The organism is Solwaraspora sp. WMMB762 (genome assembly GCF_049179115.1).
Taxonomy (GTDB): domain Bacteria; phylum Actinomycetota; class Actinomycetes; order Mycobacteriales; family Micromonosporaceae; genus Micromonospora_E.
In genome coordinates this window covers 2610990-2637525 of record NZ_JBMHMD010000001.1, presented here as the reverse complement: position 1 = coordinate 2637525, position 26536 = coordinate 2610990, and the positions used below count along the sequence as shown (strand labels likewise).

Annotated in this window: 27 protein-coding genes and 1 pseudogene; 22 read left to right on the top strand and 6 right to left on the bottom strand. The window is 71.3% G+C overall.

Annotated elements, in window-relative coordinates; all coding sequences use genetic code 11:
• Positions 1 to 4: 4 nt before the first annotated feature.
• Positions 5 to 730 carry a lysophospholipid acyltransferase family protein gene (locus ACN27J_RS11675; RefSeq protein WP_421365917.1) on the top strand — a complete coding sequence of 242 codons (726 nt, stop codon included), beginning with the start codon at positions 5 to 7 and terminating at the stop codon, positions 728 to 730.
• Between the two features lie 12 nt (positions 731 to 742).
• On the opposite strand, the gene ACN27J_RS11670 is transcribed toward ACN27J_RS11675, so the two are convergent.
• The gene (locus ACN27J_RS11670; RefSeq protein ID WP_421365915.1) at positions 743 to 1855 is read right to left on the bottom strand and encodes a hypothetical protein; all 1113 of its coding nucleotides are present in this window, start codon (positions 1853 to 1855) and stop codon (positions 743 to 745) included.
• A 118-nt stretch (positions 1856 to 1973) separates the two neighbouring features.
• Here ACN27J_RS11670 and ACN27J_RS11665 point away from each other — a divergent pair, with 118 nt between their 5' ends.
• From ACN27J_RS11665 to ACN27J_RS11615, 11 genes are all read left to right on the top strand, one after another.
• Positions 1974 to 3971, top strand: coding sequence for a TIGR03960 family B12-binding radical SAM protein (locus ACN27J_RS11665; protein WP_278170699.1), 1998 nt, complete (start codon positions 1974 to 1976; stop codon positions 3969 to 3971).
• Positions 3972 to 4117: 146 nt separating this feature from the next.
• Positions 4118 to 4873 carry a TIGR03936 family radical SAM-associated protein gene (locus ACN27J_RS11660; protein WP_421372204.1) on the top strand — a complete coding sequence of 252 codons (756 nt, stop codon included), beginning with the start codon at positions 4118 to 4120 and terminating at the stop codon, positions 4871 to 4873.
• A gap of 143 nt (positions 4874 to 5016) precedes the next feature.
• Positions 5017 to 8316, top strand: coding sequence for an Rne/Rng family ribonuclease (locus ACN27J_RS11655; RefSeq protein WP_421365913.1), 3300 nt, complete (start codon positions 5017 to 5019; stop codon positions 8314 to 8316).
• 192 nt (positions 8317 to 8508) lie between these two features.
• A complete protein-coding gene (gene rplU, locus ACN27J_RS11650) occupies positions 8509 to 8823 on the top strand; it encodes a 50S ribosomal protein L21 (protein WP_278170695.1) in 315 nt (104 codons plus the stop codon).
• Between the two features lie 9 nt (positions 8824 to 8832).
• On the top strand, positions 8833 to 9090 hold the full coding sequence (gene rpmA, locus ACN27J_RS11645; protein ID WP_278114042.1) for a 50S ribosomal protein L27: 258 nt from the start codon (positions 8833 to 8835) through the stop codon (positions 9088 to 9090).
• 151 nt (positions 9091 to 9241) lie between these two features.
• Entirely contained in the window at positions 9242 to 10675 is a 1434-nt protein-coding gene (obgE, locus tag ACN27J_RS11640; protein ID WP_421365911.1) for a GTPase ObgE, read from the top strand.
• Between the two features lie 114 nt (positions 10676 to 10789).
• Positions 10790 to 11251, top strand: coding sequence for a GNAT family N-acetyltransferase (locus tag ACN27J_RS11635; protein WP_278170691.1), 462 nt, complete (start codon positions 10790 to 10792; stop codon positions 11249 to 11251).
• Positions 11252 to 11325: 74 nt separating this feature from the next.
• Complete coding sequence (locus ACN27J_RS11630; protein ID WP_421365909.1) at positions 11326 to 11730, top strand: hypothetical protein; 405 nt, start codon at positions 11326 to 11328, stop codon at positions 11728 to 11730.
• A 124-nt stretch (positions 11731 to 11854) separates the two neighbouring features.
• Positions 11855 to 12274, top strand: coding sequence for a hypothetical protein (locus tag ACN27J_RS11625; RefSeq protein WP_421365906.1), 420 nt, complete (start codon positions 11855 to 11857; stop codon positions 12272 to 12274).
• 21 nt (positions 12275 to 12295) lie between these two features.
• On the top strand, positions 12296 to 12505 hold the full coding sequence (locus ACN27J_RS11620) for a helix-turn-helix transcriptional regulator (protein WP_421365904.1): 210 nt from the start codon (positions 12296 to 12298) through the stop codon (positions 12503 to 12505).
• Between the two features lie 28 nt (positions 12506 to 12533).
• Complete coding sequence (locus ACN27J_RS11615; protein WP_421365900.1) at positions 12534 to 13541, top strand: NAD(P)-dependent alcohol dehydrogenase; 1008 nt, start codon at positions 12534 to 12536, stop codon at positions 13539 to 13541.
• Between the two features lie 7 nt (positions 13542 to 13548).
• Here the strand turns inward: ACN27J_RS11615 and ACN27J_RS11610 are convergent, their stop codons facing one another.
• The 3 genes and pseudogenes from ACN27J_RS11610 to ACN27J_RS11600 all read right to left on the bottom strand — a co-directional run bounded on the left by ACN27J_RS11610 (position 13549) and on the right by ACN27J_RS11600 (position 14709).
• Positions 13549 to 14235, bottom strand: a complete 687-nt coding sequence (locus ACN27J_RS11610; protein ID WP_421365897.1) for a HipA domain-containing protein — start codon at positions 14233 to 14235, stop codon at positions 13549 to 13551.
• A gap of 32 nt (positions 14236 to 14267) precedes the next feature.
• A pseudogene (locus ACN27J_RS11605) lies at positions 14268 to 14396 on the bottom strand (HipA N-terminal domain-containing protein); the annotation flags it as partial.
• A 31-nt stretch (positions 14397 to 14427) separates the two neighbouring features.
• A complete protein-coding gene (locus tag ACN27J_RS11600; protein ID WP_421365895.1) occupies positions 14428 to 14709 on the bottom strand; it encodes a helix-turn-helix domain-containing protein in 282 nt (93 codons plus the stop codon).
• Between the two features lie 172 nt (positions 14710 to 14881).
• Between ACN27J_RS11600 and ACN27J_RS11595 the strand changes: the two genes are divergently transcribed.
• Positions 14882 to 15019: a hypothetical protein gene (locus ACN27J_RS11595; RefSeq protein WP_421365894.1), complete on the top strand. Its 138-nt coding sequence runs from the start codon at positions 14882 to 14884 to the stop codon at positions 15017 to 15019.
• Positions 15020 to 15083: 64 nt separating this feature from the next.
• Here the strand turns inward: ACN27J_RS11595 and ACN27J_RS11590 are convergent, their stop codons facing one another.
• Together ACN27J_RS11590 and ACN27J_RS11585 are read right to left on the bottom strand one after the other, a co-directional pair.
• Positions 15084 to 15362, bottom strand: a complete 279-nt coding sequence (locus ACN27J_RS11590; protein WP_421365892.1) for a hypothetical protein — start codon at positions 15360 to 15362, stop codon at positions 15084 to 15086.
• A 146-nt stretch (positions 15363 to 15508) separates the two neighbouring features.
• On the bottom strand, positions 15509 to 15727 hold the full coding sequence (locus ACN27J_RS11585; RefSeq protein WP_278170686.1) for a DUF397 domain-containing protein: 219 nt from the start codon (positions 15725 to 15727) through the stop codon (positions 15509 to 15511).
• Between the two features lie 125 nt (positions 15728 to 15852).
• On the opposite strand from ACN27J_RS11585, the gene pepN reads away from it, so the two are divergent.
• The 9 genes from pepN (at position 15853) to ACN27J_RS11540 (ending at position 26498) form a co-directional block, all read left to right on the top strand.
• On the top strand, positions 15853 to 18399 hold the full coding sequence (gene pepN / locus ACN27J_RS11580) for an aminopeptidase N (protein WP_421365890.1): 2547 nt from the start codon (positions 15853 to 15855) through the stop codon (positions 18397 to 18399).
• Positions 18400 to 18516: 117 nt separating this feature from the next.
• Positions 18517 to 19128 carry a nicotinate-nucleotide adenylyltransferase gene (gene nadD, locus ACN27J_RS11575; protein WP_278170684.1) on the top strand — a complete coding sequence of 204 codons (612 nt, stop codon included), beginning with the start codon at positions 18517 to 18519 and terminating at the stop codon, positions 19126 to 19128.
• A gap of 110 nt (positions 19129 to 19238) precedes the next feature.
• The gene (gene rsfS / locus ACN27J_RS11570) at positions 19239 to 19637 is read left to right on the top strand and encodes a ribosome silencing factor (RefSeq protein WP_123602988.1); all 399 of its coding nucleotides are present in this window, start codon (positions 19239 to 19241) and stop codon (positions 19635 to 19637) included.
• A complete protein-coding gene (locus tag ACN27J_RS11565; protein WP_421365888.1) occupies positions 19634 to 20263 on the top strand; it encodes a histidine phosphatase family protein in 630 nt (209 codons plus the stop codon). Before rsfS ends, ACN27J_RS11565 begins: the two co-directional genes overlap by 4 nt.
• Positions 20264 to 20334: 71 nt before the next feature.
• On the top strand, positions 20335 to 21195 hold the full coding sequence (locus ACN27J_RS11560) for a DegV family protein (RefSeq protein ID WP_278170682.1): 861 nt from the start codon (positions 20335 to 20337) through the stop codon (positions 21193 to 21195).
• A gap of 112 nt (positions 21196 to 21307) precedes the next feature.
• Entirely contained in the window at positions 21308 to 22219 is a 912-nt protein-coding gene (locus ACN27J_RS11555) for a helix-hairpin-helix domain-containing protein (protein WP_421372202.1), read from the top strand.
• Positions 22216 to 24675 carry a ComEC/Rec2 family competence protein gene (locus ACN27J_RS11550; protein WP_421365885.1) on the top strand — a complete coding sequence of 820 codons (2460 nt, stop codon included), beginning with the start codon at positions 22216 to 22218 and terminating at the stop codon, positions 24673 to 24675. Before ACN27J_RS11555 ends, ACN27J_RS11550 begins: the two co-directional genes overlap by 4 nt.
• Positions 24676 to 24825: 150 nt before the next feature.
• Positions 24826 to 25812, top strand: a complete 987-nt coding sequence (gene holA / locus ACN27J_RS11545) for a DNA polymerase III subunit delta (protein ID WP_421365883.1) — start codon at positions 24826 to 24828, stop codon at positions 25810 to 25812.
• A complete protein-coding gene (locus ACN27J_RS11540) occupies positions 25809 to 26498 on the top strand; it encodes a hypothetical protein (RefSeq protein WP_421365881.1) in 690 nt (229 codons plus the stop codon). Before holA ends, ACN27J_RS11540 begins: the two co-directional genes overlap by 4 nt.
• Positions 26499 to 26536: the final 38 nt, after the last annotated feature.

The following is a 26536-nucleotide window of genomic DNA, read 5'->3' as shown; positions in this document are numbered from 1 at the left end:
ATCCGTGCCGCCGCTGTATTCGATCGGCAAAGTCACTGTCGGACCAGCGTTGCTGCTGGGCTGGCGACCCAAGGTGGAAGGGCGGGAGAACGTCCCCACCACCGGCGGAGTGATCCTGGCCGCGAACCACCTGTCCGTCGCCGACGAGTACTTCCTCGGCGCGGTGCTGCCCCGGCACGTGGCGTTCTGGGCCAAGGCCGAGTACTTCGACGGCACCGGAATCCGTGGCCTGCTGACCAAGGGCCTGGTGACCGGGCTCGGCGCGATCCGGGTGGAACGCGGCGGCGGGCGGGCGGCGCTGAGCGCCTTCGACGGCGCGATCCCGCTGCTGCGGGCCGGCCGGCAGGTGGCCGTCTTCCCGGAGGGCACCCGCTCGCCGGACGGGCGGCTGTACCGGGGCCGGACCGGGGTGGCCCGGCTGGCGCTGGCCGCCGGGGTGCCGGTCGTCCCGGTCGGCTTCGTCGGCACCGCGCAGATCCAGCCGATCGGGTCGCTCTGGCCGAAGCTGAGCCGGGGCACGGTCACGGTCCGGTTCGGCAAGCCGCTCGACTTCACCGGACGCGGCGATGACCGCTCCGAGATGCGCCGGATCACCGACGAGGTGATGAGCGAGATCCAGCAGCTCACCGGCCAGGAGTACGTGCCCCGGTACGCGCCACCGCGTACCGCCGGTGGGGCCAAGACCGGCGACGGCCAGCCGGGCAACGGCAACGGCGACGCCGCCGGCTGAGCCGCTCCCGGGTCACTCCCGGCTGATCACCTGGGCGCGTAGTTGCCCGGTCAACGTCGCGCTCTCCTCGACCGACCGGCGGGTGAACAGCGCGGTGCCGAGGCTGCCGTGGTCGGCCCAGGCGCAGACCACCACGTCGTCGCCGTCGGAGACGCCGGTTCCGCAGCTCAGGTGGGTGCCCCGGGCGCCGGTCTCGAACGTCTCGACGGCATCCATCTGGTACGCGTCGCTGATCCGGCCGACCTCGCTGTCCAGGTCGCTGCCCGGCGTCATCCGGAAGCCGGTGATGCCGTACAGCACCACTAGCTTGCCGTTGCCGTCCCGGTACACCCCGGCGAAGGTGTCCTCGGCCAGCAGATGGGCGGTGCGCATCTCACCTTCCAACCGGGCGACCGTCTCCTGGCTGGAACCGTCGTCGCTGAGCCGCAGGTCGGCGACCTGCCCGGGGAGCGCGGCGTTCGCCGGGTACTGGTCCCACAGTGGCTTGCCGTAGTAGGCCGGGCAGCCACAGCAGCAGGCGACGGTGAGCAGGGTGAACAGCGCCGTCTTCCAGGGCCAGCGCCGTCGTCGGCGTTGTTGTCGGCGCTGCCGACGGGCCGACTTTCCGGTCGGCACCGGTGGCCCGGTGACCGGTGGCCGGGTGACCGGTGGCCCGGTGACCGGCGGTCGGGTCACCGGGAGCCGGCTCGGGTTCGGCGGGTGCGGGCCGGCGACCGGTGGTGGCGTGTCCGGGGGCGAGGTGGGCGCGGGTGGGGACACCGGCGGGGGGAACGCCATCGGTTCCGGCGTCGGCGCGCCGGCACCGGGCCATTCGTCGGGTGGGTCGGTCGACTGACCTGCCGGCCAGGGGTCGGCGGCGGCCCACGGGTCGACCGGGGTGCGGGTCGCCGGATCGTCCTCGGCGAACCCGTCGGGTGGTAGCTGCAGGGTGGGGTCACGGGGTGGTGGCTGCTCCGTCCGGGGGGCGTCCCGCTGCCACCAGCGCTGGCGCGGCCGCGGTGGCGGCACCGCTGCCGAGCCCCGCCACGGGGCCGGTGACGTTGCCGGTGACGTGGCCGGGTCGGACCCGCCCGCCCCGGCCGGCTGGTCCGTGGTCGGACCTTCATCCGGTTGCGGCTGCCGCATCGCAGATGCATCTCCTCTCGGACCCGTTCGAGGTTAGTACCGTGCGGCCAGCCCGCCCGCTCCGCCCGCGTACTCTGGGTGGTTGATCCGGTGTCCGGTGCGGTTTGGAGGAGGTTTGATGGGTGTCCCGGCAGGCACTGCCCCGACGGCGACCGTGGGTGGCCCGACGGCCAGGTCGGTCTGGCCCCGGTTGGAGCCGCTGCTGCCTCAGGTCAGCAAGCCGATCCAGTACGTCGGCGGCGAGCTCGGCGCGGTGGCCAAGGACTGGGACGCCGCGACGGTGCGTTGGGCGCTGATGTACCCGGACGCCTACGAGGTCGGCCTGCCGAACCAGGGCGTGCAGATCCTGTACGAGGTGCTCAACGAGCAGCCCGACGTGCTGGCCGAACGGACCTACGCGGTCTGGCCGGACCTGGAACGGCTGATGCGGGCGCACGGGGTGCCGCAGTTCACCGTCGACGCGCACCGGCCGGTCGGCGACTTCGACGTTTTCGGTGTCTCGTTCGCCACCGAGCTGGGCTACACGAACCTGCTGACCGCGATCGACCTGGCCGGGATCCCACTGTCCGCCGCCGACCGGGACGACTCACACCCGGTGGTGCTGGCCGGTGGGCACGCCGCGTTCAACCCGGAGCCGATCGCCGACTTCATCGACGCGGCGGTGCTCGGCGACGGCGAGGAAGCCGTCCTGGAGATCACCGGCATCGTCCGGCAGTGGAAGGCCGAAGGGTCGCCGGGCGGGCGCGACGAGCTGCTGCTGCGGCTGGCCCGTACGGAGAGCATCTACGTGCCGCGCTTCTACGACGTGGACTACCTGCCGGACGGCCGGATCCAGCGGGTGGTGCCGAACCGGGCGGATGTGCCGTTCCGGGTGCACAAGCGCACCACCATGGACCTGGACGCCTGGCCGTACCCGAAGAAGCCGATCGTGCCGCTGGCCGAGACGGTCCACGAACGCTACGCGGTGGAGATCTTCCGCGGTTGTACGCGCGGCTGCCGGTTCTGCCAGGCCGGCATGATCACCCGTCCGGTGCGGGAGCGGTCCATCACCACGGTCGGCCAGATGGTCGCCGACGGCCTGGAGTACTCCGGTTTCCACGAGGTCGGTCTGTTGTCGCTGTCCTCGGCCGACCACTCGGAGATCGGCGACATGTGCTCCGGCCTGGCCGAGCAGTACGCGGGCACCAACGTGTCGCTGTCGTTGCCGTCGACGCGGGTCGACGCGTTCAACATCGAGCTCGCCCAGGAGCTGTCCCGCAACGGTCGGCGTACCGGGCTGACCTTCGCCCCGGAGGGCGGTTCGGAACGGATCCGCCGGGTGATCAACAAGATGGTCTCGGAGGAGGACCTGATCCGCACGGTGGTGACCGCGTACACCAACGGCTGGCGTCAGGTGAAGCTCTACTTCATGTGCGGGCTGCCCACCGAGACCGACGAGGACGTGCTGCAGATCGCCCGGCTCGCCCACGAGGTGATCAAGGCGGGCCGGGCGGCGACCGGCTCCAAGGACATCCGCTGCACCGTCTCGATCGGTGGGTTCGTGCCCAAACCGCACACCCCGTTCCAGTGGGCGTCCATGCAGCGCCCAGAGGTGATCGACAACCGGCTGCGGCTGCTCAAACAGGCGATCAACGCCGACCGGTCACTTGGCCGGGCGATCGGCTACCGCTACCACGACGGTGAGCCGTCACTGATCGAAGGGCTGCTGTCGCGCGGTGACCGGCGGGTCGGTGCGGTGATCCGCCGGGTCTGGGAGTCCGGCGGCCGGTTCGACGGCTGGAGCGAGCACTTCTCGTACCAGCGGTGGGTCGACGCGGCCGCTGACACGCTGCCGGCGTACGGGATCGACCTGGACTGGTTCACGGTCCGCGACCGGGACGCCACCGAGGTGCTGCCCTGGGATCACCTGGACTCCGGGCTGGACAAGGACTGGCTCTGGCAGGACTGGCAGGACGCGTTGGGCGAGTACGAGCAGGATGACTGCCGGTGGACGCCCTGTTTCGACTGCGGTGTCTGTCCGTCAATGGATACTGAGATCCAGATCGGTCCGACCGGGCAGAAGCTGCTGCCGCTGACGCCGGTCAACACCGGCCTGCGGACCCCGGCGGCGGGCTGACTGGCGCGCCGCACCCATCCGGGTGAGGATGACGACGTTCCCTACCCCTTCCGAGGAGCATCACGATCAGCAGGAAGCCACAACCGGCAGGCGGCCAGGCACCGGTCGTGCAACGGATCCGGATCCGATACGCCAAGCGCGGCCCGCTGCGGTTCACCTCGCACCGCGACTTCGCCCGGGCGTTCGAACGGGCATTGCGTCGGGGCGGTGTCCCGGTCGCCTTCTCTCAGGGATTCACCCCGCACCCCAAGATCTCCTACGCGAGCGCGGCCCCGACCGGTGTCGCCAGCGAGGCCGAGTACTTGGAGATCGGTCTGCAGCAGCAGGTCGATCCCGACCGGCTGCGGGTGGCGCTCGACGCCGCGCTGTCGCCCGGTCTCGACGTACTGGAGGCGGTCGAGGCGACCGGCGGCAGCCTGGCCGACCGGATCGACGCGTCGCGGTGGCGGATCGAGCTGCCCGAGGTCGATCCGGAGTCGGCCGGCCGGGCGGTGGCGACGTTCGCCGCCGCCGAGGAGGTGCTGGTGGAGCGGTTGACCAAGCAGGGCCGACGGACCTTCGACGCCCGTGCCGCAGTGGTGCGGATCGTGGTCGCCGACCGGTCCGACAACACCGACGGACCGGGTGCCAGTCCGGGCAGCGGCCTACCTTCCGAGGTCAGCTCGGTGCCGTGTGCGATACTCGACCTAGTCGTCCGGCAGGTCACCCCGTCGGTACGACCCGATGACGTCCTCTCCGGCCTGCGCGTCATGGCCGACCTGGAGCCGCCGGTGCCGCCCCGAGTGACCCGGCTAGCGCAGGGAACACTGACCGCGCAGGGGGAGATCGTCGATCCGTTGGAGGCGGATCGAGCTGGGCAGCCATCGGTGAACGCCAGCCGTGTTCCGGCCGGCGCTCAGTAAGCCAGACTTCGGCGGTCTGCCTCCGGGTCTTTCGCCCCACCGGGCCGGAAGCTCAGCGGCGCGTCCGCCGGATCACTTTTTGCGGCAACCCTGCGTGGCAGCGCTCACCCGCGCCCGGGGCGGCCAGAACTGGAGAACGTCCAATGCTCGAAAACGAGCCCGAGGGCGGGGACCGGACCGGTACCGAACCGGCCGGCGCTCCCGCTGATGTGACCCGATCCACAACCGCCCGTACGACGCGGCGGCGGACCAGCAAGGCCGCGGCGTCGGCCGCCGAGCCGGCGGCCGAGGCCACCGGCGGCGATGCGGCCGCGACCGGTGGTTCGGCCGATCCGGCACCAGCCACCGGTGAACCGGCTGCGGTGTTGCGGACCCGCCGTCGCCGTTCGACGGCAGCGGACACCACCGGCGCGGGTGGCCCGGCCGACAACGCCGGCCCGCCGGCCGACTCCGCTGCGGAGCCGGCCGAGCCGGCCGTCAAGAAGACCACTCGGACCCGTCGGAAGAAGGCGGCCGAGCCGGCCGTCGTGGTGCCGGCCGGGGAGAGTGAACCCGCCCCGGGAGCAGCCGCTGCCCAACTGGCCACATCGCCGCCGGCCGGTCCCGCGACGCCGGCCGCCGAGCCATCCCCGGCAGCCGAGCCGCTGGCCACCGAACCGGCGCCGACCCGGGCAACCGGACGGTCGGCGAAGTCCGGCTCGGCGGCAAAGTCCGGGGCGGCGGCGAAATCCGGCTCGGCCACCGCCGCTTCCGACGCGGAACCGGGTGCCGCCGTGGACCAGCCCGGCCCGGCGACCGACGACGCCGCTGCGCCGCCGGACGCCGCGCCGCCGTCCCGCCGCCGCAGAGCGGCAGCCGGCCCACCGGTCGTACTGTTCATGGCGCCCGATCCGAAAAGCCCGCCGGTCGCCACCGACGCCGGTCAACCGGCGGCAGCGGAGGCCGCTGTCCGGGCCGTCGACGGCGCCGAGGCGGCCGGCGAGGACGAGCCGGTGCGGCGCCGCCGGCGGGGCCGGCGTAGCGCCGACAGTGAGCCGACGGCCGAGGCCGTCACCGAAGCAGCCGAGGCGCCGCAGGAGCAGCCCGCTGCGGCGACCACCGACACCGACACGGACGACGATGACGACGACACGCCGGCCGGCCGGCGCCGTCGGCGCCGTGGTCGCCGGGGCCGGGGCCGCGGCAAGGGCGGCGCGGAGGAGGACGACGCCGACACCGGCGACGAGACCGAGGCGTCCGCTGACAGTGGGTCGGCCGACGACGCCGACGCCGACGGCGATGGCGACTCCACGACCCGTCGGCGGCGTCGGCGGCGCCGCCGTGGCTCCGGCGACGCCGAGTCCGGCGCCGAGGACGGCGTGCCGACCGTCGTCAAGATCCGTGAACCGCGCAAGACCGTCGACGAGGTGCAGGGCGTCACCGGGTCGACCCGGTTGGAAGCGAAGCGGCAGCGCCGTCGGGACGGCCGTGAGCAGCGGCGGACCCGTCCGCCGATCCTCAGCGAGTCGGAGTTCCTGGCCCGGCGGGAGGCCGTCGACCGGGACATGGTGGTGCGTCAGCGCGGTGACCGGACCCAGATCGCCGTGCTGGAGGACGGCGTCCTGGTCGAGCACTACGTCACCCGGGCCTCGTCGGGCACCATGGCCGGCAACGTCTACCTCGGCAAGGTGCAGAACGTGCTGCCGAGCATGGAGGCCGCCTTCGTCGACGTGGGGCGTGGCCGCAACGCGGTGCTGTACGCCGGTGAGGTCAACTGGGACGCCACCGGCCTGGAAGGTCGGTCCCGGTCCATCGAGCAGGCGCTGCGTTCCGGTGACTCGGTGCTGGTGCAGGTCACCAAGGACCCGATCGGGCACAAGGGCGCTCGGCTCACCAGTCACGTAGCGCTCTCCGGCCGGCATCTGGTGTACGTGCCGAACGGCAACGCCTCCGGGATCAGCCGCAAACTGCCGGACACCGAACGCAAGCGGCTCCGGGACATCCTCAAGAAGTTGGTGCCCGACGGTGCCGGGGTCATCGTGCGGACCGCGGCCGAAGGCGCCAGCGAGGACGAGCTGTCCCGCGACGTCAAGCGACTGCAGGCGCAGTGGGAGGACATCCAGGCCAAGGCGGGTTCCGGTGGCGCGCCGACGCTGCTCTACGAGGAGCCGGACCTGGTCATCAGGGTGGTCCGGGACCTGTTCAACGAAGACTTCCGCGAACTGGTCGTGCAGGGCGACACCGCGTACGAGATGGTGGAGTCCTACCTCGCGCACGTCTCGCCGGACCTGCTGGCCCGGCTGCGCCGGCACGCCGCGGTGGCGGACGTGTTCGCCGAGCGGCGCATCGACGAGCAGATCCTCAAAGGGCTGGACCGCAAGGTGTTCCTGCCGTCCGGTGGTCACCTGGTGATCGACCGGACCGAGGCGATGACCGTCATCGACGTGAACACCGGCAAGTACACCGGCGCCGGCGGAAACCTGGAGGAGACGGTCACCCGTAACAACCTGGAGGCCGCCGAGGAGATCGTCCGCCAGCTACGGCTGCGCGACATCGGCGGCATCGTGGTGATCGACTTCATCGACATGGTGCTGGAGTCGAACCGGGAGCTGGTGCTGCGCCGGCTGACCGAGTGCCTGGGCCGGGACCGCACCAAGCACCAGGTCACCGAGATCACGTCGCTGGGTCTGGTGCAGATGACCCGTAAGCGGATCGGTGCCGGGTTGCTGGAGGCGTTCAGCGAGACCTGTGACTGCTGCAAGGGCCGCGGGCTGATCATCCACACCGAGCCGGTGCCGGAGAAGCCGCGCTCGTCGGGCGGTACCGGGGCCGGGGACCGGGCGAAGGCGGTCGCCGCAGCTCCGGCCAGCGGTGGCGGTACGAGCGGTACGGGTGGTGCGACGGCCGGCGGCGGTCGCCGCCGGGGCCGCAAGGCCAACCAACCGGCGGACGACACCTCCCCGGCGCCTGATGTCAGCTCTGCGCCTGACGTCACGGATACCCCTGACGTCGCGGATACCCCTGAGGTAACGGCTGTGACCGGGGCGGACCAGCCGGATGAGCCGGCCGACGTGGTGGTGGTCGCCGGCGTCGCCGACGCCGACGCCGCGGTGGCGCAGCCTGCGGTACGGGAGCCGGCGGGGACGGAGCCGGCGACCGGTCCGGCCGAGGCTGCCCCGATCACCACCGGCGTGATCAAAGTTCCCGTCGCGGCAGCGCAACCGCTGGTCGATCCGACCGCGGAGGACGAGGACGAGACGATGGGTTACGACCTGTCCCGCTACGAGGTGGATCCGGTGGTCGAGAACGGCAACGGCGCGGTACCGGTCCGCCTGGCCGGGGCGGACGATCCCGACCTCGCCGATGACGACGATGACCAGGACGCGTCCGCGGCCGACCACGCCGCCGGCGGTCGGCGGCGGGTCCGTCGCAGCGGGGGCACCCGCCGCCGGACCCGTCCCTGACCGGGGTCGATTTGAGGGTTGCCACCGGCATGGCGTACCCTTGCCGGTGGCGCACCCGGTGCGCCAGGTTCCCGCGTGCCCGTGACTGCTCAGTCCGAGACCGCCGCGTCCGTTCCCCACGGCGTAGCCGACGGTCCACTGAGCTGCCACGAACACCATCCGCCAGCGACAAACGACAGGAGTCCGCGTCCGATGTACGCGATCGTCAAGACCGGCGGCAAGCAGTACAAGGTCGCCGAGGGCGACGTGATCGAGGTCGAGAAGATCACCGGTGTCCCCGGTGACGCGGTGACGCTTCCCGCGGTGCTCCTCGTCGATGGCGACGACCTGGTGACCGACGCGACCAAGCTTGCCCAGGTCGCTGTGACCGGCGAGATCGCCGCGCAGACCAAGGGTCCGAAGATCCGGATCCACAAGTTCAAGAACAAGACCGGCTACCACAAGCGCCAGGGTCACCGTCAGCCGCTGACCCAGGTCAAGGTGACCGGCATCTCGAACGGGAAGTAGGCACCAGCCATGGCTCACAAAAAGGGCGCGTCCAGCTCGCGGAACGGCCGTGACTCCGAGGCCAAGCGTCTCGGCGTGAAGCGGTTCGGTGGTCAGGTCGTCAGCGCCGGCGAGATCTTGATCCGTCAGCGCGGCACCAAGTTCCACCCGGGTGACCTGGTTGGCCGGGGCGGCGACGACACGCTGTTCGCGCTGGCCGCCGGCTCGGTGCAGTTCGGCACCAAGCGCGGTCGCAAGACGGTCAACATCGTGCCGGCGGCGCAGTAGCATCTGCCGTACAGCGCCGCCACAGGCAGGCGCCCTGGCGTTGCTGGCTGACGCTTGTCGAGCAACCTGACGAGCGGGCTGCGGACCAGAGGTCCCAGCCCGCTTTGTCGTGTCCGCCGGTCCCTCCGGCGGCAGTGGAGAGGATAGGGCCGTGACGACCTTCGTCGACCGGGTTGTACTGCATGTGCTGGCGGGGAACGGTGGGCACGGCTGCGTCTCGATCCACCGTGAGAAGTTCAAGCCGTTCGGTGGACCGGACGGGGGCAACGGCGGGCACGGCGGCAGCGTCACCCTGGTCGTCGACCCGCAGGTGCACACCCTGCTCGACTTCCACTTCCGGCCGCACGCCAAGGCGGAGAACGGCAAGGGCGGGGCGGGCGGCAACCGGGACGGTGCCAAAGGCGCCGACCTGGTGCTCAAGGTGCCGAACGGGACGAGTGTGCAGAGTCTCGACGGCGAGGTACTGGCCGATCTGGTCGGCGCCGGCACCAGCCTGGAGATCGCCCGGGGTGGCCGGGGCGGCCGGGGCAACGCCGCGTTGGCCAGCGCCCGGCGCAAGGCCCCCGGCTTCGCCGAGTTGGGCGAGCCGGGCGAGCAGCTTGACGTCGTACTGGAGCTCAAGAGCGTCGCCGACGTGGGTCTGGTCGGTTTCCCCTCGGCCGGCAAGTCGTCGCTGATCTCGGTGATCTCGGCGGCGCGGCCGAGGATCGCTGACTACCCGTTCACCACACTGGTGCCCAATCTCGGGGTGGTCCGGGCCGACGAGCACACCTTCACCGTCGCCGACGTACCCGGGCTCATTCCCGGTGCGGCCACCGGCAAGGGCCTCGGTCTGGAGTTCCTGCGGCACATCGAGCGGTGTGCCGTGCTGGCCCATGTGGTGGACACGGCGACCCTGGAACCGGGGCGGGACCCGCTGGCCGACATCGACGCGATCGAGGCGGAGCTGGCCGCGTACGGCGGTCTGGCGGACCGTCCACGGCTGGTGGTGCTCAACAAGATCGACGTGCCGGACGGCAGGGCAATGGCCGAGCTGGTCCGGGACGACCTGGCGGCGCGCGGGCTGCGGGCGTTCGAGGTCAGTACGGCGACCCGGGAAGGGCTGCGGGAGCTGACCTACGCTCTGGCGGAACTGGTCGCCGCCGCCCGTGCGGCCGCCCCGGCGCTGGAGCCGACTCGGATCGTGCTGCGGCCGGCGGCCGTCGACGACGCCGGATTCACCGTCGAGCCGGCCGCCGACGGCGGGTACCGGGTCCGGGGATCCCGCCCGGAACGCTGGGTACGGCAGACCAACTTCGACAACGACGAGGCGGTCGGCTTCCTCGCCGATCGGCTGGCCCGGCTGGGCGTGGAGGATGCGCTGGCCAAGGCGGGCGCCGAGCCGGGTGCGTTGGTGCGAATCGGCTCGTGGGAGTTCGACTGGCAGCCGAGCCACTTCGCTGACGCCGAGTATGTGCCGAGCTCCCGTGGCACCGATGTCCGGCTGGAGGAGCAGTCGAGCCGGGCCAGCGCCGCGCAGCGGCTGGCGGACCGCAAGGCCCGCCGGCAGCGGCCGGCCGAGGACGACCCGGACGTATCGAGGTAACTGGCTGTTACCAAGCGGGTTGGTGGCAGTTGAACGTCGGGTTGTCGGAATCAGGCCTGATCCCGGCCAACTGGACGAAACCTTCGGGAAACGCGCTTTGTCTATCGTGACTGAGTGTTGATCGAGCGCCGTCTGCCTACCGACCCGGAGGTCGCCGCCCTGATCATGACCCAGCAGCGCGAGCTGGCTGAGGCGGAGCGTGCCGGCCGACCGGTCGACCCGGTCGGGTACCCGGTGCACGACGACGCCCGGTACCTGGTGTGCGTGCTGGACGGGCGGGCGGTCGCCTGTGGCGCCGTCCAGGCGCTGGACGCGCAGACCGCTGAGATCAGACAAATGTACGTACGACCGGCCTACCGGGGCCGGGGGATCGCACGGCACCTGCTGACCGCGCTGGAGGAGTCGGCGTACGCGGCCGGGCACACCGTCTTCCGACTGGAGACCGGCAGCTACCTGCCGGTGGCGCTGCACCTGTACGCGTCGGCGGGCTACGCCCGGATCCCGGTCTACGGCGAGTACGTCGGCAATCCGTACAGCGTCTGCTTTGAAAAGCGGGTTCCGGTCGCCGCGGCCTGACCGTCCTGGCTCATGGTGCCCGGCGAGGCGGACGGGGTGGCCGATCCCGGGCGAATGGTGGACGATGTCGGGTCATGAGCGATTCGCCGGTTCTGGACAGTCCCGAGGCTATCGATGCTCATCTCGCTGCGGCGATTGAGCGGTGGGAGCGGGGTCGGCGCGGGGTGCGGTTCGTTCTCTGTGACGAGGAGGACCGCGTCCAGGTCCACTGTCCGGTCGACGACCTGCCGGCGCGGCTCGACCCGGACGACTGCGCCCAGGCGGTCGGGATCTTCGCCAACGCGCTCGCGGAGCGGGCGGGTGACGGCTCGATGCTGGTGGTGCTCACCCGGTCCGGTTCGAGCGCGGTCAGCGACCCGGACCGGCTCTGGTTCCACACCGCGTACCACGTGTGCGGGCAGGCCGGCGTGCGGCTGCTCGGCGTACACCTGGTGACGCCGACCGACCAGCGGCGCATCCTGCTCGACGACGCGCTGTAGCCCTGGTCCGACCCGCCTGCTGTAGGCGGTGTCTCTCGGTCCAGGCATGTCAAAGATTGTTGACATCATGTCAGTCCTTCTTTACCTTGGTGATGTCGGGTTTTCTTTACATCGGGAGCGTGTGATGTCGTACGAGGAGAAGGGCACCTGGGTGTTCCTGGCGACCACCCTGGGAACGTTCATCGGCTACGTCGTCGTCGTGGTGCGCCGGGCCGGCGACGGCCCGCTGACCGAAGCGCCGTACGTGTCCACCATGCTCTGGGCGCTCGGCATCGCCATCGTCGCGGCGATGGTGGTACGGATCGTGGTGGAGATGGCGGCACCCAGCGAGACGTACCAGATCGACGTCCGCGACAAGGACATCAACCGCCGGGGCGACTACGTCGCCGGGCTGATCCTGTCGGTCGGGATGGTACTGCCGCTCGGGCTGACCCTGGCCGAGCTCGACCACTTCTGGATCGCCAACGCCATCTACGCGGTGTTCGTGGTGTCGATGTCGGTCGGCGCGATCGTCAAGATCGTCGCGTACCGCCGGGGGTGGTGACAGGTGGGCAGACCGACCAGGGTGACCAATTCGATCCGGGCCCTACGGTTCGCCAACGGTGAGATGACCCAGGCCGAGCTGGCCAAACGGCTCGGCGTGACCCGACAGACCGTCATCGCCATCGAGCAGGGGAGGTACTCGCCGTCGTTGGAGATGGCGTTCCAGATCGCCCGGGTCTTCCGGGTCCCGCTCGACGACGTGTTCCAGTACGCCGGCGACGAGCCGGCCTGACCACCCCTTGATCCGGAAGGAAACGACGATGAGAGCGATCACTCAGGACTCCTACGGTGCCCCGGAGGAGGTGATGGTCCTGCGGGACGTCGACCGGCCGGTGCCGGGCGAGCGGGAGGTACTGGTCCGCGTGCACGCCGCGCCGGTCAGCGGCACCGACTGGCATCTGGCCCGTGGGCTGCCCTACGTGGCCCGGCCGATCACCGGCTGGCGCCGGCCGAGGTCCCGGATCCCCGGATACGACCTGGCCGGCACCGTCGTGCAGGCCGGCCCGGCGGTGGCCACCCTGCGACCGGGCGACCAGGTGTACGGCTGGGCCGCGGGCACCTTCGCCGAGTACGTCGCGGTGCCGGAGAAGCAGCTGGCACCGATCCCGGCCAATCTCACCCTGGAGCAGGCGGCGGCGGTGCCGATCGCCGCGTTCACCGCGCTGCAGGCGATCCGTGACGGAGCCGGTCTGCGGCCCGGTGGGACCGGGGACCCGCGGCCCGCCGGCACCGCGCCCCGGGTGCTGATCACCGGGGCGTCCGGCGGCGTCGGGACCTACGCGGTCCAGTTCGCCAAGGCGTACGGCGCACACGTCACCGGCATGTGCCGGACCAGCAAGATCGACCTGGTGGCCGGGCTCGGCGCCGACGAGGTGGTCGACTACACCAGCACACCGTTGCGCGACCTCGGCCGCCGCTTCGACGTGCTGATCGACCTGTACGGCAATCCGTCGCTGGACGGCTGTTCCCGGGTACTGGTCCCCGGCGGCACCATCGTCTACGTCGGCGGTACCGGCGGACGGTGGTTCATGGGCACCGACCGGTGGCTGCGCGGCATGGCGCTCGCGCCGCTACGCCGGCTCCGCACCCGGCCGGTGATCCACTCCGACAGCCGCGACGACCTGGCCACCATCACCGGGATGATCGAGTCAGGGGCGGTCCGACCGGTACTGGACCGGACGTTTCCACTGGCGCAGGCGGCCGAGGCGATCCGCTACGTCACCGCCGGCGAGGTACGCGGCCAGGCCGTCCTGCGCTGCGCCGACTGACCGCCGGTCACACATCGGTCAGCACCTGGCGGCAACGCGCCGCGCGACCGGTCACCCGCTGGACCAGGCGAGCCGGCAACTCGCTGCCGAGCGAGCGGACCGCGTCGTCGTCGGCGGCGGCCGCGAAACAATCCGGGGTACGGGCTGCCAGGGCATCCACCCGCGCCAGTACTTCCGGTGCGTCGAGCCCGTTCTGTTCGGCGAACCGATGCCAGTGACGACCCCGGACAGCGTCGACCCGGTATTCACCACCGATCCACATCGCCATACGCAGTTTCGGCAGATACATGTCGTCGTAAGGTAGCGCGCTGGCCACGTCGTAGAGCGGTGCCAGCCGCACCTGCGACCCGGCAAGTAGAAGGGAGTAGTTCTTCGCGTGCGCATCGGTGCCAGCGATGATCCAGTTGAACGCCAGGGCATCGACGAATCGGGAAATATGTTCGGCGGCGACCCCTGCCGGTCTGACTTCTCGCCGAAGTAGCTCGATGATCTGCTCGGGCGACGGACCGCCCTCGCTCTGGTACTTCCGCATCGGCGCTATCGCGAGTGCCTGGCATGTGTCTTCCTGGTGGATTCGATGCAACGCTCCATGGCTGTACCTGCGGTCGTACCGCTCGACGGCAATCGCTCGTTCGCCGCTGAAATTGACGATGTTCGACCGGGCAGCCGACAATCCGGCAAGAGCAGGCCCCACATCATCGTCCGTACCGCTGGATCATCGTGGGTACGATGTGCCAGCGGCATTGACAGGGATATCGGTGTGGCATCCTGCCTGGCCTGCCAGTCGTTCTCGTACGAGAACGTGAACCGGCCATCACGCTGTTGGGTGATCACCCCGACCACGGAGCCGGCCATGATTGCGGTCAACGTCGTTGCGGCTCTCGTCTCAGCCTGCTCGGCCACGGCCACCCTCAAAGTCCTTCAACAGCTCGTCCAGGTCGATGCCGTTTGCGCCGGGAGGAGGGAACGACACGTTCACGGTGGCACCCAGCGCGCTCAGGGTCCGCAGGGCCAGGCCGACCTCGGCTGACGTCTTTCCTGCCTCCAGGTCGGAAAGCCACCGTCGACTCACCCCCGCTTGCTGGGCAAGATGGGCCTGCGTCCAGCCCTTGTCCTGTCGGCTCTGGCGGACGAAGAGCCCGAGGTCTCGTGCGTCGCTGATTCGCATCCTGTTCCGATCGTGTGCGCGTACGCACCCAGGTTAGCTGTTGTGCGCGTTCGCGCTCAGCATGTCTGCTGTGCGCGTACGTGCACATCCTGTCGGGTTGTGCGCGTACGTGCGCAGCGGTGGCTCTCCGGCGAGCGCGAATCCTGTCCGGGGTGGCTGATGTAATGGCGCCGTGAGCCATGGCGGTCGAGGAGTGCTCGCCGAGCTCAAGGCCGAGGGCGCCGAGCTGACCGACGGGCCGAACGAGCAGCCGTACGGCATCGACTTCGGTGGCCGGGACCCGTTCGGCAGCCAAGATCAGTTGATGTAGGACCGGACGACACGCCGGCAGCATCCCGGTTTTACCTCAACTGATCTCCGAGCTCGACGACGAATCAGCCGATCGACGCCTGACCCGGATGCCAGATCACCACCGCGATCTCTCTGGTCCGCTCCGCGAACCGGCCGCCGTCAGATGACCGGGTCCCGGCAGGTAGCAGACCCTGCCCGGCCCGGCGGACCGGTCCCAGATAGTCGACGACCAGCTTGTCGAGACCGAGCCCGTCCCGGACGGCATCAGCGAGGATCAGCGGGTACGGCATCCGGCCGGTGGCGTAGTGCGGGTCGCTACCGGCGTACAGGGTTTCGTCCCACTTCCACAGGTTGGCCGACACTGCTGTTCAGCGGTGGTGTGCGGGGAGTGCGTCGAGCAACGCCGACCACGCCTGGGCCTTGACCAGCCCTGTGTGGTCCACAGTCAGGCACCTCCGGCCAGCCGAGTGGTCAGGTCGTGCTGGCCCGGGTCGCCCCGACCGCCGAGTCAGTCCAGGTCGAACTCGCCGTCCTGGGCGCCGGCGACGAACGCGTCCCACTCGGCCTGGGTGAAGACCAGGATCGGGCCGTCCGGCTCGGCCGAGTTGCGCATCCCGATCAGGTCGTCGACGAACGCGATCTCGACCGCGCCCTCGGACGCGTCGCCCTCGGCCCGCTGCCACACCGCCCGCGACAGGTCGAAATCGCCCTTGGGGTGCTGCGCCATCGTCGACTCCTTCGATACTGGAAACAGATACTGGAAACACGCGCGGGACCTGTCGGGCGGTACACGCCCGGTTACCGGCACAGGCTAACGCCCGCCGCCCCGGGCGGGTGCGGCAGGATGGTCGGATGCCGAGCCTGACCCGCGTCGAGGCGGTCGAGCGCGCCGAGACGATCACCGTCGAGTCGTACACGATCGACCTCGACCTGACCATTGGTGACACCGAGTTCGGTTCGACCAGCGTGATCGAGTTCCGGGCCGCGCCGGAAGCCGCGACGTTCGTCGAGGTCGCCCCGGCGAAACTGACCCGGGTACGGCTCAACGACGTCGACCTCGATCCGGCGAGCCTCGACGACAACCGGGTGCCGCTGACCGGGCTCGCCGGGCGTAACACGCTGACCGTCGAGGCGCGGATGGCGTACTCCAACTCTGGGCAGGGGCTGCACCGCTTCGTCGACCCGGCCGACGGTGAGACGTACCTGTATGCCATGTCGTTCCTGGACGACGCGCCGCGCATCTTCGCCTGCTTCGACCAGCCAGACCTGAAGGCACCGGTACGGCTACGGGTCACCGCGCCGCCGCAGTGGACGGTGGCCGGCAACGGCCAGCCGGTCGGCGCGCCGGTGGACGGGCGCTGGGAGTTCGCGCCGACGGTGCCGCTGGCGACGTACCTGGTGACCCTGATCGCCGGTCCGTACCACGCCCGCCACGCCGAGCACGACGGCGTCCCGCTGTCGCTGTACTGCCGGCGTTCGCTCGCCGCATACCTGGATGCCGACGCCGAGGAGATCTTCACGATCACCCGGCGGTGCCTGGACCGGTTCCACGAGCTGTTCGACGTGCGGTACCCGTTCGGCGGCTACGGTCAGGCGTTCGTGCCCGAGTTCAACGCCGGCGCGATGGAGAACCCGGGCCTGGTGACCTTCCGCGACGACCACATCTTCCGGTCGGCGGTCACCGACAGCGAACGCGAGCGGCGGGCCACCACCATCGCTCACGAGATGGCCCACATGTGGTTCGGCGACCTGGTGACCATGCGGTGGTGGGACGACCTGTGGCTCAACGAGTCGTTCGCCGAGTACCTCGGGGTGCGGGTGACCGCCGAGGCGACCCGGTTCACCGACGCCTGGACGACTTTCGGCATCCTCTACAAATCCTGGGGGTACGCCGCGGACCAGCGCCCGTCGACCCATCCGGTGGCGCCGGAGGAGGTCGCCGACGCCGAGCGGGCGTTGCTCAACTTCGACGGCATCTCGTACGCCAAGGGCGCGTCGGTGCTGCGCCAGTTGGTGGCCTGGCTGGGCGACGAGCCGTTCCTGGCCGGGCTACGGGCGCATTTCGCCGCCCACCGGTTCGGCAACGCCACGCTGGCCGACCTGCTCGACGCGTTGACTGCGGCGAGCGGCCGGGACCTGTCCGGCTGGGCGGAGCGGTGGCTGCGGCAGGCGCAGGTGAACACGATCCGGGCCGAGACGGTCGTCGACGAGGCCGGTCGATACCGCGAGGTCGTCCTGGTGCAGACCGCGCCGCAGCGCCATCCGGTGCTGCGTCCGCACCGGATCGGGCTGGGGTTGTTCGACGCTGAGGCGAGCGGGGACCGGCGGATGTCGGTGCGGCGGCGCTGGCTGGCGGTGGACCTGGCCCCGGACGTCGACGGTGGGCGGACCCTGGTGCCGGCGCTGGTCGGTGAGCCGGCGGCCGACCTGCTGCTGGTCAACGACGGTGACCTTACGTACGCCAAGGTGCGGTTCGACCCGGCGTCGGCGGCCGCGCTGCCGGCGATGCTGCCCGGAATGACCGATCCGCTGGCCCGGGCGGTGTCGTGGACGGCGACCCTGGACGCGGTACGTGACGCGCAGCAGCCGGTGGCCGACCTGGCGGCGCTGATCGAGCTGGCCCTGCCGGCCGAGACCGTGGTGGTGGTCGTCGAGGACGTGCTGCGGCTGAGTCGGTCGGTGATCGACCGGTACGCCCACCCGGTGGACCGTCCGGTGCTGCGGTCCCGGCTCGGTGCTGCCTGCACCCGGCTGCTGGCCGTGGCCGGGCCCGGCACGTCGGTCCAGTTGGCCGCTGCCCGGGGGGCGATCACCGCCAGCGGGGACGTGGACTGGTTGCGCGGGTGGTTGACGGGGCGGGTGGTGCCGGCCGGGTTGACGCTCGACGCCGACCTGCGCTGGCTGCTGCTCTACCGGCTGGCAGCGTGCGGCGGTGTCAGCGCGACCGAGATCGACGACGAGGCCGGCCGGGACCGCAGCGCGGCCGGTGAGCAGTGGGCCGCGAAGTGCCGTGCGGCGGTGCCGGACCCGGCCGCCAAGGAGCGTGCCTGGCAGACGATCGTGACCGACACCAGGCTGTCCAACCGTCTCGTCGAGGCGTACGCGGAAGGGTTCTGGCAGCCGGAACAGACCGAGCTGACGGCGCCGTACGTCGACCGGTACTTCGCCGATCTGCCGGCGGCGACCCGGCGCCGCACGGCGTGGCTCGCCGACCGGGTGGCGGAATCGGCCTTTCCACAGTTCGCGGTGAGCGAGCGGACCCGGGCGGCGGCGACCGCGATGCTGGCCCGCGACGATCTCACCGCCGGGCTGCGCCGGGTGGTCACCGACGCCACCGACGAACTGGACCGGGCGTTGACCGCTCGGCGTCGGTACGCAGCCGGAACCGGACCGGTGTAGGCGGGGGTCGCCGTAGGCAGAAATCGCCGTAGGTGCAGAGCGGGAGCTGGCACCCGATAGTGTTGCCTACGCCACGCGACAGCCCGGCTGGGTAGATCATCGGCATACGATTCGTCGATGGACGATGGCATCCGTCGGGTCGGCATCATGGGCGGCACCTTCGATCCGATCCACCAGGGTCACCTGGTCGCGGCGAGCGAGGTGGCCGAGCGTTTCGCGCTCGACGAGGTGGTCTTCGTACCGACCGGGGATCCGTGGGAGAAGGCCGGGCTGACCGTCACCCCGGCCGAGGACCGGTATCTGATGACCGTGATCGCGACCGCGTCGAACCCGACGTTCCAGGTGAGCCGGGCGGACATCGACCGGCCCGGCCCGACGTACACCGTCGACACGTTGCGCGACCTGCACTCGGTGTACGGGCCGAAGGCGCAGCTGTTCTTCATCACCGGCGCGGACGCCCTCGAGAAGATCCTGTCCTGGAAGGACACGGATACGATGTTCGAGCTGGCCCACTTCATCGGGGTGACCCGGCCGGGGTTCGAGTTGTCCGCCGCACACCTGCCGGCCGACACGGTGTCCCTGGTCGAGGTGCCGGCGATGGCGATCTCGTCGACCGAGTGCCGGGCGCGGGTGGCTGCCGGCAAACCGCTGTGGTACCTCGTGCCGGACGGGGTGGTGCAGTACATCGCCAAACGTCGGCTGTACGAGACGGAATCTTCGGGGGAATGACTCCTCGGTGTCATATTTTGGGTGTTATATCCGCATTTCCTGGCTGGTCGAGTGTGAGAGGCTAGAGCAGCGAAGCTGTCTAGCTGAAGGAGTGTTGTCGAGGTGATCCGATGAGCGCCTCAGAGCGCGCGCGGGAGCTGGCCCTGACGGCCGCCCAGGCCGCCGCCGACAAGAAGGCGCAGGACATCGTCGTCATCGACGTGGCCGACCGGATGGCGATCACCGACGCCTTCGTGCTCGCCTCGGCGCCCAACGAGCGCCAGGTGCTGGCCGTCGTCGATGCCATCGAGGAGAGCCTGGTCCGGCTGCCGGACAAGGCCAAGCCGATCCGGCGTGAAGGCGACCGTGCCGGCCGGTGGGTGCTGCTCGACTTCAACGACATCGTGGTGCACGTCCAGCACACCGAGGAACGCGAGTTCTACGCCCTCGACCGGCTCTGGAAGGACTGTCCGGTCATCCCGTTCGTCGACCGCGACCTGGTCGAGGCCGAAGCCGGGGCCACCGAGTGACCCGATTGATCGTCTGGCGGCACGGCAACACCGACTGGAACGCCGGCGACCGGGTGCAGGGCCAGACCGACACCGCGCTCAACGACCTCGGCCGGGCCCAGGCCACCGCCGCCGCGCCGCTGATCGCGGCGCTACGACCGGACGCGATCGTCGCCAGCGACCTGCAGCGGGCCGCCGACACTGCGGCGGCCCTGGCGGCACTCACCGGCCTTCCGATCCGTTCCGATCCCCGGTTGCGGGAGCGGCAGTACGGGCTCTGGCAAGGGCTCACCATGCCGACCATCGCGGAACGGTTCCCCGCCGAGCACGCCCGCTGGCGGGCCGGCGATCCGTCGCCCGGCTGTGCCGTGGAGAGCCTCGACGACCTTGGCAAACGGGTCGGGGAGGCGTTGCAGGACGCGGCTGACGCGGCGCCGGGCGGGACCGTGGTGGTCGCCACCCACGGCGGGGCGGCCCGGCAGGGCTGTGGCCATCTGCTCGGCTGGGGGGTCGCGGTGCTGCGTACCGTCGCGCCGCTGCAGAACTGCCACTGGACCGAGCTGCGGTACGACGAGTCGCGTGGCTGGCAACTGCGGGCACACAACGTCGGGGTGAGCAGCACCCGGGACATCCCCGCCCCGGTCTGACCCGACTGCCGGTCTGACCCTACCGGTGGCCTGGCCCGGCACGATTGCCGATGATCAGCTAGCGTGCCGGCATGTCCGTCGCGGTCGTGACCGACTCCACCGCCTACCTGCCGGCCGATCTGGCGCAGCGGCACCACCTCACGGTGGTGCCGCTGACCGTGCTGGTCGACGGCGTCGAACGCCGGGAAGGCCTCGATCTGACCCCGACCGAGGTGGCCCACGCGTTGACCGTGCGGCGGTCGACGGTCAGCACCTCGCGACCCGCGCCCGAGCAGTTCGCCGAGACGTACCGGCGACTGCTGGGCGCCGGTAGCTCCGGGGTCGTGTCGGTGCACCTGTCGGCCGGGCTGTCCGGCACGGTCGCGGCCGCCGAACTGGCTGCCCGGCAGACCGGCCCGGACCGGGTCGCGGTGGTGGACAGCGGCTCGACCGGCATGGGGCTGGGCTTCCCGGCGCTCGCTGCGGCGACGGTGGCGGCCACCGGGGGTGACCTGGCCGAGGTCAGCGCCGCCGCGACCGCCGCAGCGGCCCGCACCCGGACCTTCTTCTACGTCGACACGTTGGAGCATCTGCGGCGCGGTGGTCGGATCACGGCAGCGTCCGCGCTGCTCGGTACGGCGCTGGCGGTCAAGCCGATCCTGCACGTGCAGGACGGTCACATCGTGCTGCGCGACAAGGTACGTACCGCCGCCCGCGCCCTGGCCAAGCTGGTCGACCTCGCCTGTCTCGCGGCCGGCGACGCGTCGCGGGTCGATGTCGCCGTGCACCACCTCGACGATCCGGACCGGGCCGCCGCCCTGTGTGCGGAACTGACCTCCCGGCTGGGTGACCGGCTGCAGGACGTGCACGTGGCACAGATCGGGGCGGTGGTGACGGCACACGCCGGCCCTGGTCTGCTCTCGGTTGTGGTGCACCGGCGGGCGGGCTCCTGACCGCCGGCCCATAGCAAGATCCGGGTCCGGTACGGGGCATTGTCCACAACGCGCCGGTCGTCCACAGCCCGGCCGGCAGCCCGGTCCGCCGTCCTGGCCGGCGGCCTAGCTTCTGCACGTGACCGACGACGACACCGTCCAGCGGCGGCTGGCCCTGCTGACCCACGCCGGTGGCGGCCTACTGACCCACGCTGGTGGCGGCCAACGGGCGCCGGTAGACCCCGACCGTCCGACCGGCCGCGACCGCGGGGACCCGACCGGCAGCAGCGGTCCGGCCGACCGCGACCGCGGAGATCCGGCCGGATCGGGCGACCCGCTCGACCTCGACGACCCGGCCTTCTCCGGGGCGACCGCCCGGCTGCCCGCCTTCGACCCTGGCCGGCGGGGGGTACGGGCACTCGCCGCCGTGGCTGTCGTGGTGGTCGCCGTCGCCGCGCTGCTCGCCTGGCGGGCGCGACCCCGGGTCGAGCCGGTGCCGTCCGCCGACGGCGTCCCGGCCCAGACCGCCCCGGTGCCGGCCGCGGCCAATGGCCCGAGTCCTGAGGGCCGTCCCGCTGCGGCTGGACCCGGGACGACCGGCACCGGTGGACCGACACAGCTGATCGTCGCGGTGACCGGTCGGGTCCACCGGCCAGGTCTGGTGACCCTGCCGGCAGGTTCCCGGGTGGCCGACGCCCTGGAAGCGGCCGGTGGTGCACTGCCCGACACCGACATCGCCTGGCTCAATCTGGCCCGCCCGGTCCAGGACGGCGAGCTCGTCGTGGTCGGGGTCACCCCGCCGCCGGGAGCCGTGACCGGGCCTGCCCCTGCCGCCGGCCAGCCGGGCGGGACCGGCAAGGTCGACCTGAACGCCGCCAGCCAGCAGCAGTTGGAGACGCTGCCGGGGGTCGGCCCGGTGCTCGCCCAGCGGATCATCGATCATCGCGAGCGGGTGGGCGGGTTCGCGTCCGTCAACGACCTGCGCAAGGTCAGCGGTATCGGCGACGCGCGATTCGACCAGCTACGTGAGCTGGTGACGGTGTGAAGGCATCCGGCGACAACCGGGTCGGGCCGCCGGACCTGCGGCTGGCCGGATTCGCGGTGGCCTGCTGGCTGGCCGCCTTCGCCGTGGTATGCGGCACGGCCGTGCTGGCAGTGGCACTGGTCATCGGTGGCGTGACGCTGGTCGGCCTGCTCGGCGTCTACCTGACCAGGGGTACGGGCACCGGCCGCAGCCGGGCGGCCCGGCGGCCCGGCAACGACTCCGACCTGCCCCGGCTGACCAGGTGGATGCACGCGTACGGCTGGCTGGCCATGGCGGTGGTGCTCGGGGTCGTCTGCGGTGCCGCCGCTGCCGGCGCACGGGTGGTGGCGCGTGACGCCGGGCCGCTCGCGGCACTGGTCGACGACCGTGCGGCAGTCACCGCGGAGCTGGTGATCCGCGACGATCCTCGACGGGTCAGGTCGGCGGTGGCGGGACCGCCGCTGTGGCTGGTGCCGGTCCGGCTGGCTGGCCTGTCCGGCTCGCCGGCCGTCCGGCCCGACCACGGCGTCGCGGGTCGACTGGTCGGTCCGGTGCGGTTGCTCGTCCTCGGCACCAGCAACGCCTGGGACGGGCTGCTGCCCGGGCAGCGGGTGCGGGTCGCCGGCCGGTTGGCGCCACCACGCGGTGGTGATCTGACTGCGGCCGTGCTGTCCACCGGGGAGGATCCGACGCCGGTCGGGTCCTCGAGCTGGGCGCAGCGGGCGGCCGGTGTTCTGCGGTCGGGCCTGCAGCGCGCCTGCGAGCCGTTGCCAGACCAGCCCGGTGGCCTGTTGCCCGGTCTCGTCGTCGGCGACACCAGCCGGCTGGATCCTGCGGTGGAGGAGGACTTCCGGGCGACCGGGCTGACCCATCTCGTTGCGGTGAGTGGTTCCAACGTCGCGGTCGTAGTCGGGTTCGTCCTGCTCGGGATGCGCTGGTGCCGGGCCGGTCCCGGCCTGACAGCGGTCGCGTGCGCCGTGGCGCTGGTCGGCTTCGTGATCCTGGCCCGTCCCTCGCCCAGTGTGGTACGGGCCGGGGTGATGGGTGCGGTCGGGCTGCTCGCGCTGGCGACCGGACGTCGGCGGGCGGCATTGCCGGCGCTCGGCGCGACCGTGGCCGTCCTGGTCGTGGTCGATCCGGAGCTGGCTTCGGACGCGGGGTTCGCCCTGTCCGTATTGGCGACCGGTGGTCTGCTGCTGTTTGCACCCGGCTGGCGGGACGCGATGGTGGCTCGTGGTGTTCCCGCTCCGCTGGCGGACGCGTTGGCGATCCCGGCGGCGGCGCAGCTGGCCTGCACCCCGGTCGTCGCCGGCCTGTCCGGGCTGATCAGCCTGGTCGCGGTCCCCGCCAACCTGCTCGTGGTGCCAGCGATCGCCCCGGCGACGGTGCTCGGGGTGGCGACAGCCGTCGTCTCACCGGTCTGGCCGGGCGGTGCCGAACTGCTCGCCTGGCTCGGTCACTGGCCGGCCTGGTGGCTGGTGACGGTGGCCCGATACGGGGCGCGGGTTCCCGCGGGGTCGCTGCCGTGGCCGGACGGGGCGTTCGGTGCGCTGTCCCTCGCCGCGTTGACGGTCGTCGTGCTGGTCCTGGCCCGCCACGGGTTCACCCGTCGAGTGCTGGCGGTGGTGGCGGTCGGAGCCGTGGTCGGGGCGCTGCCGGTGCGGCTCGCCGCGTCGGGCTGGCCACCGGATGGTTGGGTGGTCGCGGTCTGTGCGGTGGGTCAGGGGGACGTGGTGGTGCTACCCGCCGGTGCCCGGTCCGCTGTGGTCGTCGACGCCGGCCCGGACCCGGCTGCGGCCGACCGGTGCCTGCGTCGTCTCGGCATCAGCCGGGTGCCACTGTTGGTGATCAGTCATTTCCACGCCGACCATGTGGCTGGCGTCGACGGTGTCCTGCGGCACCGTCTGGTCTCGGCGGTGGCGACCACCGGGTGGCCGGAGCCGGCTGCCGGCCGGGACGCGGTGCAGTTGGCGGCGGCGGCCCGAGGCGTCGCGGTCGGACCGGTTCCACCTGGCTGGAGCTACCGTCGTGGCCCGGTCGAGTTGACGGTGCTCGGTCCAACCGAGCCGTTCATCGGGACCAGGTCCGATCCGAACAACAACTCCCTGATGCTGCTGGCCGTCGTGGACGGTGTACGGATCCTGCTGACCGGTGACGCCGAGCACGACTCGCAGGAAGCGCTACTGGACCGGTTCGGGGCGGCCGGGCTGCGGGCGGACGTGCTCAAGGTCGCCCACCACGGGTCGGCCTTCCAGGACGTCGGCTTCCTGGACGCGGTGGCACCCAGGGTAGCGGTGGTGCCGGTCGGTGCCGGCAACCGGTACGGGCATCCGGATCCGGGAGTGCTCGCCCGGTTGTCGGAGCGGGGAGCGCGGGTGCTGCGGACCGATGTCGACGGTGATCTGGCGGTGGTACGGCGTGACGGCGGGCTCGCGGTCTCCCACCAGAGAGCTGACGCCAACTCCCGTAGCGGCTGATCCGGGTGGGACGGAACACCGCAGTCAACTGCGGTGTTCCGGTGTCGTTCGTGACAGCTTGCCGACAAATGTCCCTATTATCGGAGCGTGATCGAACAGCTACTCAGCGAGAAATTGGGGGTTGATCTCGGTGCTACGACCCGTGCGACTATGGCGGGCGTGAAAATTGCCGCCCCGCCCGCCGTGGTACTCGTGCTCGGTGACGAGGAACTTCTGGTCACTCGGGCTGTGACGGAAGCCGTCCAGGCTGCCCGGGCCACCGATCCCGACGCCGACGTCCGGGAGTACGAGGCGGGCGCGGTCAGTGCCGGCGAGGTCGCCGAGATGCTCAGCCCGTCCCTGTTCGGCGGTCGGCGACTGCTCGTCCTGCGCAGTGGCCAGGACGCCCGCAAGGACCTGACCGCCGCGTTGCTCGGGTACGCGAAGCAACCAGATCCGGACGTGACGCTGCTGGTCACCCACGCGGGTGGCGCCAAAGGGAAGGCCTTCGCCGACGGGCTGCGGTCGGCCGGGGCGACCGTGGTGCCGGCGGCCAAGCTCAAGGGGCACCGGGAACGGGTCGCCTTCGTCCGCGACGAGTTCCGCCGCGTCGGCGGCAGGTGCACCGACGACGCCGCCGAGGCGCTACTCGCCGCCGTCGGCAACGACCTGCGGGAGCTGTCCGCGGCCTGCGCCCAACTGCTGGCCGACACGGGCGGCCGGGTCGACGCGGCGACCGTGGCCCGGTACTACCGGGGGCGTGCCGAAGTGAGCGGATTCACCGTGGCCGACGCGGCGATCATCGGCGACGTGCCGGGAGCCCTGGAAGCACTGCGGTGGGCCCTGCACGTCGGAGTAGACCCGGTGCCGATCGCCGACGCGCTCGCCGACGGCATCCGCACCGTGGCCCGGGTCGCGTCCGCCGGTCGGGGGAGCCCGTACCAGCTGGCGAGCAGTCTCGGCATGCCCGCGTGGAAGATCGAGCGTGCGCAACGGCAGAGCCGGGGCTGGAGCGCGGAAGGCCTGGTCGATGCCATGCACGCGGCGGCGCGGTGCAACGCCGATGTCAAGGGCGGCTCGGACGACCGGGACTACGCGCTGGAGCGGGCCGTTGTCGCGGTCGCGCAGGCCCGTCGCAGCGGTGGTGATCAGCGGTGAGCGGTCGCGACCATCGGGATCCGCCTGACCATCAGGACCCGACCGACGAGCAGGATGCCGTCGAGGACGAGTTGCCACCGCTCTACGCCCGAGCGCTGCGGCTCCGGTACGTGCAGCCCAGCGGGTTGACCTGTCTGGCCTTCTTCGAGGGCAGCTTCGTACTGGGTGGGCTGCTCGCCCTGGCAGAACTGATCCCCTGGTGGGGCATGCTGGTCCTGCCGGTCGCGGTGGCTGTCATGGTGAAGATCAACGATCTGGTCGCCGGTGCGGTCGAGCGGTCGGCGGAGCTGGTCCCCGAGCGGGAACAGGAGATGTTCCGTCGCGAGGTGGTCCCAGCGGCCGGGCAGCACGTACAGCCGGTGATCGGGACTCGGACCGGACCGGCGTTTCCGGCCGGCGGCACCGGCCCCGGCATCCAGACCGGCCCGGGCGTCCAGATTGTTCCCGGTATCCGGATCAGGCGGATCGGTGGTGCCCACGTCGAGGCGACCGCAGCGACGGCTACTGCTTCAGCGGCGACCTGTGCGGCCCTCGCGGCGCCGACGGTACTCCTGCAGACCGTCCCGCCCAGCCCTGCGACCGCGACCGCGACCGCTGCTGCGCTTGCCGCGCCGACAGTGCTACTGGACGTGCTCCACACCGGTCAGCTCAGCGAGCACCAACCGCCGGTACCCCGAGTGACGTAAACCAGTTGGGTCGGGACTGGCGCAGCTCAGCCGGGTCG